This is a genomic window from Sphingomonas sp. SUN019, from assembly GCF_024758705.1.
Taxonomy (GTDB): domain Bacteria; phylum Pseudomonadota; class Alphaproteobacteria; order Sphingomonadales; family Sphingomonadaceae; genus Sphingomonas.
This window is the reverse complement of sequence record NZ_CP096971.1, coordinates 2,137,913-2,151,040: the sequence shown is the minus strand read 5'-3', so window position 1 is coordinate 2,151,040 and position 13,128 is coordinate 2,137,913. Positions and strand designations below refer to the sequence as shown.

Sequence of the window (13,128 nt, the reverse complement as noted above, 5' to 3'; positions counted from 1 at the left end):
TCTGGTCGTTACCCTACGAAATATCGCACGACAGCTGTCGGTTGCCATTGGTCCGATGGTCCATCGTTCCGGGTCGGGGCTTCGGCAGTTGCCGCCTGCGGAACGCGAAGCCGCTCCTCACTCGCGCAACCAGCAAGCCGCGGCGCTTTCACTCAGCGACGCGGTCACAGCCGCTTCGCCATCATCCAGCCTCAGGCGGTTGCGGCGTTGTGGCGGGAGATTGTGGATGCGGCGGCGTCCATTGCGGCTTTGATGAACTCGGGCGCGTGGCCGGTGGCCCAGTCGAAGCTGTCCTGCCGCATGTCGTTTGCGCGGTTGATCGCTGGCGACACGTGCCGCCGCCAGAGCTCGTAGCTCTTCTTGGTCTTGTCGAAATCCGCCCAATTGTGCGCGAGTTGCAGGAACACGCCGAACTCGCCCTGCTTTTCCTGCAGACGGCGGATCTGCGCGATCGCGTCGTCGGGCGTACCGACTACCGCCGCGCCGTCGTCGACCATCTTGCGGATCGGATCGACCGACGTGTCGACCTGCTGCCCGGGACGGCTGATGCGGCTGAAATAGTCCGCGAACTGTCGCCCGCCGTACTGGACGTTGGCCCACGCTTCCTCCCGCGTCGGGGCGATATGGACCGGGCCGACCAGCCGCAGCCGCGCCGGGTCAATGACCTTGCCGTTCGCCGCGGCGACATCGTTGGCGATCTTCCAGTTGACCCCCAGCGCATCGTAGCCGCTGGCATGGGTGGCCGCGACGCACAGCAGCCCGAAGCCGTGCTTGCCGGCCAGCTTCCCGCCCGACGGCGTGATCGACGATGCGACCGCGATCTCTGGATGCGGCCAGGTATATGGCTTTAGCTGGCAGGTGGCGTCGACCAGATTGAACCAGTCCGATCGGTGCGTGACGCGTTCGCCCGCGAACAGCCGCAGCATCACCTCGACGCCCTCGACCATCCGGTCGCGCGTCGTTTCGGGCGATATCCCCATCTGGAACGCGTCCGATGGCAGCAGGCCCGGCTCGACACCGAACATCACCCGTCCGCGGGTCTGGTGGTCCAGCTGGAGGATGCGGTTCGCGGTGGTCAGCGGATTATGGTACGGTAGCGAAACGACACCCGTGCCGAGCCGGATGCGCTTGGTCCGCTCCGCCGCCGCGGCGATGAACACCTCGGGACTGGCGATGATCTCGAACCCGCCGGAATGATGCTCGCCGACCCAGGCCTCCTCGTAACCCAGCCGGTCGAGATGATCGATCAGTTCGAGATCGCGCTGGATACACAGCGTCGGATCCTCGTCGAGCGGATGGAAGGGGGCCAGAAAAATCCCGTCGTTCAGACGCATCGCCATGACAATCCCTCCACCTGACTTCTGTTGTCGGCCGCTTGTATTTATAGTCTGCTATAATTACAAGCGCGATCCTCGAACAAGGATTTTTCGTTGGCGCTATCTTCCGAGCGTTTGGCAGCACGGCGACAGCATCTGGTGGAGGCTGCGCAGGCGTTGATCCGCGAGCGCGCCGACGCGGGTTTCTCGATGGCGCTGCTGGCGGAGCGGGCAGGGGTAAGCGCCGCCACGCCATACAACCTTCTGCGCTCCAAATCCGAAATCCTGCGCCTGGTGGTGCGCGAGGATATCGCGCGCTTCGTTCGCGAACTGAAGGCCCAAGTGGGCGGCACGCCGCTGGCGAGCCTGCTCATCGCGGTCGACCGGCTGGTCGGTCATTACGAGGCTGATCGTCAATTCCACATCGGCTTGTTTCGCGCCGCCTTCGGCACCGACGCGCCCGAGGTTCGCGGCATTCTGTCCACCGAGAGTTGGGCATGGTGGAATAGGCTGGTCGAGGCCGCGGCCGACAGCGGTGAGATCGCCGATATCGTCCGGCCACGATCGTTGACCGACGCGCTGCTCAGGATGATGGGAGCGGTGGTCCAGACGTGGATCGCAGAGGGCTGGCCGCCCGATCGCTTCACGCTGGAGATGAGCCTGTCGGTGCGGCTTGTTCTGGCCTCGGCCTGCACTCCGCCGCTCCGGGACGCCATGATCCGTGATATCGCCGCCTTGCAGGCGAAAATCGATGCGCTGTCGCACGAACGCTCGCAGGTGCAGTCCGGAACGGTTTGATCCCCGGATCGTCGGAATGCTCAGGGCTTGCGGCGGCGCTTGAAGCTGGCGCGGGCGATAAAGATACCGAGCGCCAGCAGGATCAGGGGCGTGATCCACAACGGCAGGGTCACCGCGGACAGTGGGGGGTCGTAGGTGACGTAGTCGCCGTAGCGCGCGATCAGCCAGTCGCGGACCTGTTCAGGCGTCTCGCCCGCCTGGATGCGTTGCCGCACTAGCGCCCGCATGTCGCCCGCCATGTCGGCGTCGCTGTCACCGATCGCCTGCCCCTGACAGACCAGGCAGCGCAGCGTCTCCATCAGCTTGCGCGCCTCCGCCTCTTTGGCCGGATCGCGGAGTTGCGTGTTGGCGAGCGCCGCGGGCGGCAGGCCCGAATCAGCCAGCGCAGGCGCGGCGAGCAGCGCCAACAACAGCGCCGCACGCTTCATTTCGCCGCCTCCAGCGCCGCCAGTATCTCAGGCACGTCGTCGTCTCGGATGTCGCCGATATGCTGTTTCACGATGATCCCGCGGCCGTCGATTACGAAGGTCTCGGGCACCCCTGACGAGCCGATCGACAATTGCACCGAACTCGCCGGATCGTCGCCGATCGCCGCATAGGGGTCGCCGTTGCGCGATAGGAATTCGGCGATGGCGGGGCCGGTGTCGCGCACCGCGACCGCCTCGATCGGCACGCCTGCCGCCTTCAGCCGCATCAGCCGCGGCGCCTCCGCAATGCACGGCACGCACCAGCTGGCGAAGACGTTCAGCAGCCGCGGCTTGCCCTGCCGGAATGCCGCGGACGACACGCCGGGCTTTCCCGGAACGATCGGCTTCAGGTCGAAATCGGGCAGCGGCTTGCCGACCATCGCCGACGCAACGGTACGGTCGGCGGGGCGGTAAAGCCCGATCGCGATGATCGCCGCGATGCCGACGAACAGCGCGAGCGGCAACCACAGCCGCCAGCGGGTCACGCCCACACCTCGACAGGACGCTTGGCGATCGCGACACGGCGTTCGCGCAGTACATGGCCCAACAGCGACAGCGCGCCGCCCAGCGCGATCAGCGCGCCGCCGAACCAGATCAATGTCACCCACGGCTTCCACCACAAACGCAGTTGCCACCGCCCGCGCGCGTCCGCTGTACCGAGCACAGTATAAAGCTGCCCGTCGAACACCGTTGCGATCGCGCTTTCGCTGGTCGTCGTCGGCGGGGTCGCGAAGAAGCGCGATTGCGGGGCGAGCGTGAAGGGCGCGCCATCGCCGCGCGTGACGCGCAGCCGCGCCTCCAGCGCCGACCAATTGTCGCCGATCACCGGGCGGATGCCCTGCAGCGTCACCGTGAACGGCCCGGCGCGAACCGGTTGACCCACGCTCGCCGCGACCAACGTCTCCTTGGTGTACGCGCTGCTCGCCGCCATCCCCGCCAGACTGACCGCGATCCCCAGATGCGCGATCACCATGCCCCACAGGAACAGCGGTGCGCGCGTCAGGTTACGCCGCCAGAGCGGCGCGACGCTCGCCACCGCCAGCCCCGCGGCGAGCGACAGGCCGAGGAACGGCAGCACGCCGATCGATCCGCCGAAGACGAACAACGCCGCCCCCGCGAACGCGGTCGCCGCGATCGGCCATGTCGCGCGCGCGATCGCGGCCTGCGCATCGTCGCGCCGCCAGCGCAGCAACGGGCCGACGCCCATCATCGCAACCAGCACCAGCGCCACCGGCCCCGCCGCCTTGTCGAAGAACGGCGGCCCGACCGACAATTGCACCCCGAACCCGGCAGCGACGATCGGATAGAAGGTGCCGATCAGCACGATGCCCAGAATCACCGACAGCAACAGATTGTTCGCGACGAGCGCCCCCTCGCGGCTGACCGGTTCGAACACGTTCCCCGCCCGCACCGTCCCGATGCGCAGCGCGAACAACGCCAGCGCGCCGCCGATATAGATCACCAGCAACGCCAGGATGAAGCTGCCGCGCGTCGGATCGACCGCGAACGCATGGACGCTGGTCAAGATGCCCGACCGAACCAGGAACGTGCCGAGCATCGACATCGAAAAGGCGACCACCGCCAGCATGACGGTCCACGCGCGCAGCCCGTCGCGCGTCGCCAGCACCGTTACCGAATGGAGCAACGCGGTCGCCGCCAGCCACGGCATCAGCGAAGCGTTCTCGACCGGATCCCAGAACCACCAGCCGCCCCAGCCCAGCTCGTAATACGCCCAATAGCTGCCCGCGGTGATGCCGAGCGTCAGGAATATCCAGGCCCCCAGCACCCACGGCCGCATCGCGCGCGCGAACGCCGGGCCGACATCGCGCGTGATCAGCGCGCCGATCGCGAACGAAAACGCGACCGACAGCCCGACGTACCCGGCGTAAAGTGTCGGCGGATGGAAGGCGAGGCCGGGATCCTGCAGCAACGGGTTCAGCCCCGCGCCGTCGGGCGGGGCGGGGCTCAAGCGCGCGAACGGGTTCGAGGCGAACAGCAGGAAGGCGTAGAACCCCAGCGCGATCGCCGCCTGCGCGCCCAATGTCGCGACCAACGTCCGCTCCGCCAGCCGCCGCTCGAGCAACGCCACCGCCCCGCCTGCGACGCCGAGGATCGTGACCCACAACAGCATCGATCCTTCGTGGTTGCCCCACGCGCCGGAGAATTTGTAGATCCACGGTTTCGCCGAGTGACTGTTCGCCGCGACCAGCGCGACCGACATGTCGGAGGCGAGGAACACGCGGATCAGAGCCGCCATCGCCAGCGCCGCCAGCGCACCCTGCACGATCGCGACCGGCCGGATCGCGCGCGTCGCGGCCTCGTTCGTGGCCCCCGCGGACAGATACGCCAGCATCAGTTGCAGCACCGCCAGCGTCGCGGCGAGCCACAATGCGGCAAGGCCCGCCTCGGCGGTCATCGGCGGCACGCTCCGCGCAAGGCAATCATGATCGCGACGGTCGGAAACGGCTGCACGGTCGCGACCATAGAGCCAATGCCGCTCGAATCCACTGCGTTTGGCGCTTCGGCCGATTTCGTGTTAATCTGCGTCATCTGCCGGTTCGGAGACCGGGGGGACGGATCGGCGATGCAGCAAAGGACGCATCGTGATGAATCCTGCCCTGTCCAATTCCAAGTCCGTCCAAGCGGTCGAGCCCGCCGACACGATCCCTGAAATCCGCACGATCACCTCCGCTGACCTGCAATGGGCGCTGGCCGAGGGCTGGCGCGATTTTAGGGCGATGCGCGGCGACCTGATCTTCGCCGGTCTGCTCTATCCGGTGATCTGCCTGGTGGCGGTGATCGTGACCTTCAACGATCCGCTGTTGCCGTTGTTCTTCCCGCTGGTCGCGGGCGTCTCGATCGCCGGACCTGCGGTCGCGTCGGGCTTCTACGAACTCGCGCGCCGACGCGAGAGCAATGAGGATTCGAGCTGGTGGCACTTCCTCGATCCGCTGCGGGGACGCAGCCGGATGCCGATCGCGATGCTCACCATCGGCCTTGGCGCGCTGTTCGTCGGCTGGCTCGTGGCGGCGTATCTCATCTACGACGTCACGTTCGGGGCCGAGGCTCCGCTTCGGGTCAGCGACGTCTTCAGTCGGCTGTTCACCTCCCAGGCCGGGTGGGAACTGATCGTGCTTGGCAATCTCGCCGGCCTCGCCTTTGCAGTCGTCACGCTCGTTTTCTCGACCGTTTCGTTCCCGATGGTCGTCGACAAGCCGATCGAGGCTGAACTGGCGGTGCGCACCTCGCTCGCCGCCGCGCGCCGCAATCCGGCCGCGTTCGCGGGCTGGGGCCTGCGCGTCGCCGCGTTGCTGGCGCTCGGCCTGATCCCGTTCGCCATCGGACTCGCGGTGATCCTGCCGTGGCTCGGCTATTCGACGTGGCATCTCTATACACGGTTGGTGGTGCGGTAATTTTCACGCCCCTCCCGCGTCGGGAGGGGCGTCCAACCTTATCGCCGCTCGTAAGCTTTCGGGAGTGCCCCCTCGGTCGGCACCAGATAGCGATCGCGCAGCGCGCGCTGGCGCGACTGCATCGGTTGCGCGCGGCCGTCGATCCACACCGCGGTCGGGGCGGACGACAGTTCCAGCGGATCGCCGTCCCACACCACGACGTCGGCCCGACGCCCCGCGCGCAGCGACCCGATCTCGCCGTCCATTCCCAGCGCCGCCGCTGGACCCGACGTGATCGCCGCCAGCGCTTCGCCCCATGCCAGCCCGGTGTGCCCCGGCACCCGCGTGATCGCGACCAGATTGCCGGCGAACTGCTTGAGATTATGGTCCCCGCCCGACGCGCCGGTCGACGCCAGCGCCACTTGGACGCCTGCCGCGCGCATCCGCCCGGCGTTCGATTCGGTCGCCGCCAGCGCCTCGAAATCGGCCGGCAGGTCGGCCAGCGCCGCCGCGATCACAGGAACGCGCGCCGCGGCGATCTCGCGCGCCACCATCCAGCCTTCGCTGACCCCGGTCAGCACCAGCTTCAGCTTCGGATACTCGCGCGTCAGCCCCAGCACGGTACGGATGTCGCTCGCGCGCTCGACGTGAACGACCAACGGCATCGCACCGTCGAGCACCTTCAACAACGCATCGGCATCCCCGCGCTTCAGCAGCGAATCCTTTTCGCGCCCCCCGAACGCAGCGGGATTGCGGCGATAATCCTGCGCCTGCGTGAACGCGTCGCGCAGCATCGCATAGGCCGCGGGGCGGCTGCCCCCCGCTGCGCGCCCGCCGCGCTCACCCAGTTCGACGAACTGGAACGCGCGCGGCCGGGTCACCGCGTCGTTATCGTCGGCCAGATCGATCACCGCGCCCTGTCCGGCGAAGATCGACCCCGAAGCGTCGGGCGCAATCAGCGCGCGCGTCACGCCGCCGAGGCGTTCGTTGGCCAGCTTCACCTCGGCCGGGTTGATTGCGGGCGTGACGTCGATCGCTGCGTTGAACGGCGACGTGCGCGCGCCAGTATCGTTGCTCTCCTCGACCCCATCGGCATCGGCGAGACCGAGCGAGGTGAACCCCGCCACGAACCCCGGCACCACCCACTTTCCGCGCGCGTCGACAATCGTCGCACCGGCGGGAACGGCGACGCCAAGACCCGCCGCTACGACGCGCCCGTCGCGGAACACCACCGTCCCGCCCTCGATCGGCGCGGAGCCGTCGCCCAAAGCCACCGTGCCGCCGGTGATCGCCACCGTCTGCGCCGCGGCGGGCGTGGCGAGCCCAAGACCGGAAACAGTCGCCAGCAAGAACAATGCGCGCTTCACTTGACGTCTCCCGAACCCGGCTGGCCCAGTTCGAAATCGCTCACCGGCCGCCGGCCCGGATCGTTCGCATCGTACAATAGCGCCCCGTCGACCCACACCTTTTCGGGCCGAGTATAGACGCTGAACGGATTGCCGTTCCACAGCACCACGTCGGCCATCTTGCCGGGCTTGAGACTGCCCGTCTTGTCAGCAATCCCCAGCGCGGTGGCCGGGCCAAGCGACAGCCATTTCCACGCCACCTGTTCGGGCACGTCGATCCCGGCGTGGTGGCCCGAGGCAAGCACCTTGGCCACCTCCTGATTCAGCCGCTGGATGCCGTTCTGGTCGTCCGAATGGATCATCCCGCACGCGCCCGCGCGCTCCAGGATGGCGAGGTTCTCGCCGATCCCGTCATAGCTTTCCATCTTGAAGCCGTACCAGTCGGCCCACACCGCCGCGCAGGTGCCGTTCGCCTTCAGCAGGTCGGCGATCTTGTACGCCTCCACCGCGTGATGGAAGGCGGTCACCTTGTAACCGAACTCCTTGGCCATATCGAGCACGATGGCCATTTCGTCGGCGCGGTAGCAGTGGTTCTGGACCAGTATCTCGCCCGCCAGCACGCCGCGCAGCGTATCCATGCCGATGTCGCGATCGGGCGGATCGCCGCCGTCTTTTTCGTATTTGTCCCATTTGCGCCGATACGACGCGGCCTTGGCCCAGGTCGCGCGATCGACCGCGACATTGCCCATCCGCGTCGACGGCTGCCGCCCCTTGCCGCCATAGACGCGCTTAGGATTCTCGCCGCACGCCATCTTCAGGCCGTACGGTGCGCCGGGGAATTTCATCGCCTGCATCGTGCGCGCATAGACGTTCTTCAGCACCACCGACCGCCCGCCCATCAAATTGGCTGATCCGGGCAGGATCTGCAGCGTGGTGACGCCGCCATTGGCCAGCGCGCGCCCGAAACCCGGATCCTGCGGCCAGACGCTATGTTCGGCCCATACGTCGGCGGTGATCGGACCGGTCGCTTCGTTGCCGTCCGAATTCGCCTGCACGCCGGGGCTGGGGTAATCGCCCAGATGGCTGTGGATATCGATGATCCCCGGCGTCACGAACTTGCCCGCGCCGTCGATCACCGTCGCGCCCGCCGGAGCCTCCAGCGTCTGCCCGATCGCGACGACCTTGCCGTCCGCGAACAGCACTGCGCCGCCTTCGATCCGCCCGCCCTCGCCGTCGATCACGGTGACGTTTCGGACCAAAGTCGGCACGCCGGGATAGACGCGGTAGGTCGAGGGGAAGGGATCGCGCGAAAAGAGCTTCGGCGGGACCTTCGACGACGCCGATTTTGGCCGATCGCCGCCCGCATCGCACGCCGCCAGCGCCAATGCGCCGACGCCCACCGCCAGCCAGCGACACGCGCTCGCGCGTTTTCCGATCCACATCCCGTGACCCCTTTTCTTTCGTGCGTGCGGTGTAATCGCGATCCGCTCGCCGACACAAGCACTTGCCCGGCTGATTTACGACGAACGCCCGGCGGCGTATCGGGATCGGCAACATCGAAGGAACGGTCATGGCCAAGGTAGCGCGCATCACCCGCATCGGCGGTCCCGAGGTGATCGAATGGCAAGACGTCGATCTGCCGCCGCCCGGCCCCGGCGAGGTCCGCATCCGCACGACCGCAGCCGGGCTGAACTATATCGACACCTATCACCGCGACGGTACCTATCCGACCGACCTGCCCGCCGCGCTGGGCATGGAAGGCGTCGGCGTGGTCACCGCGCTCGGCGACGGCGTGACCGAACTCGCGGTCGGCACGCGCGTCGCGACCTTCGGGCCGGAGCGCGGCGCCTATGCCACCGAACGCAACATCGCCGCGCGCCATCTGTTCGTGCTGCCCGACGATATCGACGACGAAACGGCGGCGGCATCGCTGTTGAAGGGCTGCACCGCCGAATTCCTCGCCGAACGCGCGAGCCATGTCGCGCCCGGCGACTGGGTGCTGGTCCACGCCGCGGCGGGCGGGGTCGGATCGATCCTGACGCAGTGGCTGGCCGCGAAGGGCGCGCAGGTCATCGCCACCGTCGGCGACGAAGCGAAGGCGGACCAGGCGCGCGATCACGGCGCGACCGACGTGATCCTGTACCGCGCTGAGGACGTGGCGAAGCGCGTCCGCGGGCTGACCGGCGGCATGGGCGTGCGCGTCGCCTATGACGGGATCGGCCGCGACACCTGGGAAGCGTCGCTCGACGCGCTGGCCCAACGAGGCCTCCTCATCAGCTACGGCAATGCCAGCGCGCCGGTCACCGGCGTTGCGCTCGGCATCCTGGCGGCGAAGGGATCGCTGTTCGTCACGCGCCCGACGTTGTTCCACTACTACAGCGACCCGGCCGAACGCGTCGCTGGAGCGGCGTCGCTCTGGGAAATGATCCGCTCGGGCAAGGTGCGCGTGACGATCGGTCAACGCTATCCGTTGCTGGAGGCGGCCCAAGCGCACACCGACCTCGAAGCACGCCGCACGACAGGATCGACGTTGCTGATTCCGTAGCGAAGCGGTTGACGTCTGCGAATATATCCATAGTATCGGATATATGGATTCGGACGCCGCTATCATCGCGCTGTCGGCGCTCGCCCAGCCAACCCGCCTCGCCACGTTCAAGCTGTTGATCGGTCACGAGCCGGGCGGGCTTCCCGCGGGCGAGATCGCACGCACGTTCGACGTGCCGCAGAACACGATGTCGGCGCATCTCGCCATCCTCGCGCGCGCCGGACTGGTTCGCGCCGATCGCCAGAGCCGCCAGATCATCTACCGCGCCGAGATCGGCGGTCTGCGCACGCTGATGCTGTTCCTAGCGCAGGATTGCTGCGCGGGGAGCCCCGAACTCTGCGCCCCGCTGATCGCCGAACTCGCCTGCTGAGGACAGTCATGCCGACCGACATCCCAAAAGACATTATCGTTTATCACAACCCCGCCTGCGGCACGTCGCGCAACGTGCTCGGCCTGATCCGCAACGCCGGGATCGAGCCGAACGTGGTCGAATATCTGAAGACGCCGCCGACGCGCGAACTGCTGGTCGACCTCATCGCACGCGCCGGGATCAGCCCGCGCGATCTGCTGCGCGAACGGGGCACGCCCTACGCCGACCTCGGCCTCGATGACCTGTCGCTGTCCGACGATGCGCTGATCGATGCGATGATGGCACACCCCATCCTCATCAACCGCCCGCTCGTCGTCTCACCGCTCGGCGTAAAACTGTGCCGACCGTCGGAGACGGTGATGGAGTTGATCCCGGCTGACTCGCGTCCCGCCTTGTGACCGAACGGCTGTCGTTCCTCGACCGCTATCTCACCCTCTGGATCTTCGCGGCGATGGCGCTGGGGGTTGCGTTGGGATCGCTGATTCCCGGCCTGCCGCGCGCGATCGACGCGCTGTCGGTCGGCACCACTAATGTGCCGATCGCGATCGGGCTGATCGCGATGATGTATCCGCCGCTGGCGCGCGTGCGCTATCGGGAACTGCCGCGCGTATTCGACGATCGCCGCGTGCTGTTGCTGTCGCTCGTCCAGAATTGGCTGATCGGCCCGGTGCTGATGTTCGCGCTGGCGATCCTCTTCCTGCGCGACGAACCCGGCTACATGACCGGTCTGATCCTGATCGGTCTCGCGCGGTGCATCGCGATGGTGCTGGTGTGGAATCAGTTGGCGAAGGGCGATAACCAATACGTCGCGGCGCTGGTCGCGTTCAATTCGCTGTTCCAGATCCTGTTCTTCAGCGTCTATGCCTGGGTTTTCCTGTGGGTGCTGCCGCCGCTGTTCGGGGTGGAGGGCAGCGTGCTTCAGGTCGGCTTCGCGACGATCGCGCAGGCCGTGCTGATCTATCTCGGCATCCCGTTCGCGGCCGGATACCTGACCCGCCGCCTGCTCGTCGCACGGCGCGGCGAGGAGTGGTATGAAACCCGCTTCCTGCCGCGGATCGCGCCGATCACGCTGATCGCCCTGTTGTTCACCATCGTCGCGATGTTCACGCTGAAGGGCGGCGACCTCCTTGCGTTGCCGTTCGATGCGGTGCGGATCGCGATCCCGCTGGCGCTGTACTTTGCGATCCAGTTCGGCATCAGTTTCTGGATGGGGCGGTGGATCGTGCGCGATTATCCGCGCACCGCCGCGATCGCCTTCACCGCGTCGGGCAACAATTTCGAGCTCGCCATCGCGGTCGCGATCGCCGCTTATGGTCTTGCGTCTCCAGTCGCGTTCGCCGCGGTGATCGGACCATTGGTCGAGGTGCCCGTCCTGCTCGCCCTCGTCCATGTCGCTTTGCGTCTCGGCCGCCGCTGGTTCCCCACCAGCGCGCCCGCCTGAAGCACTGCCGCAAGCCTTGACTCTCCGGCCGGCATAACGAAAGTTATGCCCAATGCCGTTGAACGATGCGGCGCGATACGGGAGAGCGCCGCGTGAAACTCGTCAGCGACCATATCGTCGAGGGGCGGCCCGGCCCGACCAACCCGCTCGCGTATCCGGTGCCTGCGGGCATCGACCTGACCGACATCCACGCCTTCACGCGCGGCCAGCCGTGGGACGATTTCGCACGGATGCGCGCCGAGGCGCCGGTGATGTGGCATGACGGCCCGCGCGGCGGCATCGGGTTCTGGGCGGTCACCGGATATGACGACGTGAAGCGCGTCAACGGCGATCCGGAGACGTTCTCGTCCGAAACCGGCGGCATATTGATGTCGCTCGGCCCGGTCGAGACGCGGCATCCGATCCTGTTTTCCGCCTCGACCAATTCGATGATCAACCTGGACGCACGCCCGCACCGGCAGCTGCGCAAGGAGCATATGCCGTATTTCACCGCGACCTACATGAAGGGCCTGCGCGCGCGCGTGTCGGGCGAGGTGACGCGGTTGCTCGACACGATGGCCCCGCTCGGCACCTGCGATTTCGTCGAGAAACTGGCGCAACGGCTGCCGATCTTCACGCTCTGCGAAATGCTCGGCGTGCCCGAAAGCGACCGCGAACGCTTCATCGGCTGGATTCATTTCCTCGAAATGGCGCAGCAGGTCGCGCTGGAGCAGATCGATCAGCTAGCGGGGCTCAGCGAACCAAGCCCGCAGATCGCAGCGTTCATCGAGATGTTCAACAAGAACGTCGCCGAGATGTTCGACTACGGCCGCGCGATGCTGGCGAAACGCCGCGCCGATCCGCAGTCGGACCTGATGAGCGCGATCGCCAACGCCGAGGTGGAGGGCGAACGCCTGCCCGGCGAATATCTCGACGGTGCATGGCTGCTGATCGTTTTTGCGGGCAACGACACGACGCGCAATTCGCTATCCGGCGCGATGAAATTGTTCACCGAATTTCCGGATCAGAAAGCGCGATTGCAGGCCGATCCCGCGCTACTGACGAATGCGGTGCACGAAATCACGCGGATGGTCTCACCCGTCATCTATATGCGTCGCACCGCGACCAAGGAAGTCGAACTGAATGGGCAGCGCATCGCGGACGGTGAGAAGGTCATCATGTATTACGGCGCGGCGAACCGTGACGCGCGCGTCTTTCCCGATCCCGACCGGTTCGACATCGGCCGCGCCAATGCGGAAAAGAACATCGCCTTCGGCTACGGCCCGCACATCTGCATCGGCCGGATGACCGCGCAACTGCAGCTGGAGGAAGCGTACCGGCAAATCTTCGCGCGCTTCCCCGATATCCGCTGGACCGGCGAAATCGACATCGCGCCGAACAACTTCGTCCACGCCGTGCGGCGGCTGGAAGTGGCGTTCACCCCGGAGAAGGTCGCGCAGGCGGCCTGATTGCC

General features: G+C 66.8%; 13 protein-coding genes. 7 read left to right on the top strand and 6 right to left on the bottom strand.

Going from position 1 to position 13,128, the window contains the following annotated elements:
* Positions 1-191: 191 nt before the first annotated feature.
* The gene (locus tag M0208_RS10315) at positions 192-1,340 is read right to left on the bottom strand and encodes an LLM class flavin-dependent oxidoreductase (protein ID WP_258891616.1); all 1,149 of its coding nucleotides are present in this window, start codon (positions 1,338-1,340) and stop codon (positions 192-194) included.
* 111 nt (positions 1,341-1,451) lie between these two features.
* On the opposite strand from M0208_RS10315, the gene M0208_RS10310 reads away from it, so the two are divergent.
* On the top strand, positions 1,452-2,114 hold the full coding sequence (locus M0208_RS10310; protein ID WP_258891615.1) for a TetR/AcrR family transcriptional regulator: 663 nt from the start codon (positions 1,452-1,454) through the stop codon (positions 2,112-2,114).
* 20 nt (positions 2,115-2,134) lie between these two features.
* Here the strand turns inward: M0208_RS10310 and M0208_RS10305 are convergent, their stop codons facing one another.
* From M0208_RS10305 to M0208_RS10295, 3 genes are read right to left on the bottom strand one after another with little or no spacing between them, the layout of a single operon-like run.
* Positions 2,135-2,542, bottom strand: coding sequence for a cytochrome c-type biogenesis protein (locus tag M0208_RS10305; protein WP_258891614.1), 408 nt, complete (start codon positions 2,540-2,542; stop codon positions 2,135-2,137).
* A complete protein-coding gene (locus M0208_RS10300; RefSeq protein ID WP_258891613.1) occupies positions 2,539-3,066 on the bottom strand; it encodes a DsbE family thiol:disulfide interchange protein in 528 nt (175 codons plus the stop codon). Before M0208_RS10300 ends, M0208_RS10305 begins: the two co-directional genes overlap by 4 nt.
* Positions 3,063-4,997, bottom strand: a complete 1,935-nt coding sequence (locus M0208_RS10295) for a heme lyase CcmF/NrfE family subunit (protein WP_258891612.1) — start codon at positions 4,995-4,997, stop codon at positions 3,063-3,065. The genes M0208_RS10300 and M0208_RS10295 overlap by 4 nt, the downstream gene beginning before the upstream one ends.
* A 190-nt stretch (positions 4,998-5,187) precedes the next feature.
* Here M0208_RS10295 and M0208_RS10290 point away from each other — a divergent pair, with 190 nt between their 5' ends.
* Entirely contained in the window at positions 5,188-5,994 is an 807-nt protein-coding gene (locus M0208_RS10290; RefSeq protein WP_258893221.1) for a DUF2189 domain-containing protein, read from the top strand.
* A 38-nt stretch (positions 5,995-6,032) separates the two neighbouring features.
* Here M0208_RS10290 and M0208_RS10285 read toward each other — a convergent pair whose 3' ends face one another.
* Together M0208_RS10285 and M0208_RS10280 are read right to left on the bottom strand one after the other, a co-directional pair.
* Positions 6,033-7,340, bottom strand: coding sequence for an amidohydrolase family protein (locus M0208_RS10285; RefSeq protein WP_258891611.1), 1,308 nt, complete (start codon positions 7,338-7,340; stop codon positions 6,033-6,035).
* A complete protein-coding gene (locus tag M0208_RS10280; protein ID WP_258891610.1) occupies positions 7,337-8,761 on the bottom strand; it encodes an amidohydrolase in 1,425 nt (474 codons plus the stop codon). The genes M0208_RS10285 and M0208_RS10280 overlap by 4 nt, the downstream gene beginning before the upstream one ends.
* Positions 8,762-8,889: 128 nt before the next feature.
* Here M0208_RS10280 and M0208_RS10275 point away from each other — a divergent pair, with 128 nt between their 5' ends.
* The 5 genes from M0208_RS10275 to M0208_RS10255 all read left to right on the top strand — a co-directional run bounded on the left by M0208_RS10275 (position 8,890) and on the right by M0208_RS10255 (position 13,123).
* Positions 8,890-9,864 (top strand): quinone oxidoreductase, encoded by a 975-nt coding sequence (locus M0208_RS10275; RefSeq protein ID WP_258891609.1) that lies wholly within the window; start codon positions 8,890-8,892, stop codon positions 9,862-9,864.
* A gap of 43 nt (positions 9,865-9,907) precedes the next feature.
* Positions 9,908-10,234: a helix-turn-helix transcriptional regulator gene (locus tag M0208_RS10270; RefSeq protein ID WP_258891608.1), complete on the top strand. Its 327-nt coding sequence runs from the start codon at positions 9,908-9,910 to the stop codon at positions 10,232-10,234.
* A gap of 8 nt (positions 10,235-10,242) precedes the next feature.
* Positions 10,243-10,632 carry an arsenate reductase (glutaredoxin) gene (gene arsC / locus M0208_RS10265; protein WP_258891607.1) on the top strand — a complete coding sequence of 130 codons (390 nt, stop codon included), beginning with the start codon at positions 10,243-10,245 and terminating at the stop codon, positions 10,630-10,632.
* A 53-nt stretch (positions 10,633-10,685) separates the two neighbouring features.
* Positions 10,686-11,675, top strand: a complete 990-nt coding sequence (gene arsB, locus M0208_RS10260; protein WP_408988144.1) for an ACR3 family arsenite efflux transporter — start codon at positions 10,686-10,688, stop codon at positions 11,673-11,675.
* A gap of 92 nt (positions 11,676-11,767) precedes the next feature.
* A complete protein-coding gene (locus M0208_RS10255) occupies positions 11,768-13,123 on the top strand; it encodes a cytochrome P450 (protein ID WP_258891605.1) in 1,356 nt (451 codons plus the stop codon).
* Positions 13,124-13,128: the final 5 nt, after the last annotated feature.

Excerpts from the sequence above, each read along its gene's own strand:
- M0208_RS10280 (WP_258891610.1), bottom strand. The coding sequence starts at position 8,761 with ATGTGGATCGGAAAACGCGCGAGCGCGTGTCGCTGGCTGGCGGTGGGC.
- M0208_RS10315 (WP_258891616.1), bottom strand. The coding sequence starts at position 1,340 with ATGGCGATGCGTCTGAACGACGGGATTTTTCTGGCCCCCTTCCATCCG.
- M0208_RS10295 (WP_258891612.1), bottom strand. The coding sequence starts at position 4,997 with ATGACCGCCGAGGCGGGCCTTGCCGCATTGTGGCTCGCCGCGACGCTG.
- M0208_RS10305 (WP_258891614.1), bottom strand. The coding sequence starts at position 2,542 with ATGAAGCGTGCGGCGCTGTTGTTGGCGCTGCTCGCCGCGCCTGCGCTG.
- M0208_RS10290 (WP_258893221.1), top strand. The coding sequence starts at position 5,188 with ATGAATCCTGCCCTGTCCAATTCCAAGTCCGTCCAAGCGGTCGAGCCC.
- arsB (WP_408988144.1), top strand. The coding sequence starts at position 10,686 with ATGGCGCTGGGGGTTGCGTTGGGATCGCTGATTCCCGGCCTGCCGCGC.
- M0208_RS10275 (WP_258891609.1), top strand. The coding sequence starts at position 8,890 with ATGGCCAAGGTAGCGCGCATCACCCGCATCGGCGGTCCCGAGGTGATC.
- M0208_RS10270 (WP_258891608.1), top strand. The coding sequence starts at position 9,908 with ATGGATTCGGACGCCGCTATCATCGCGCTGTCGGCGCTCGCCCAGCCA.
- arsC (WP_258891607.1), top strand. The coding sequence starts at position 10,243 with ATGCCGACCGACATCCCAAAAGACATTATCGTTTATCACAACCCCGCC.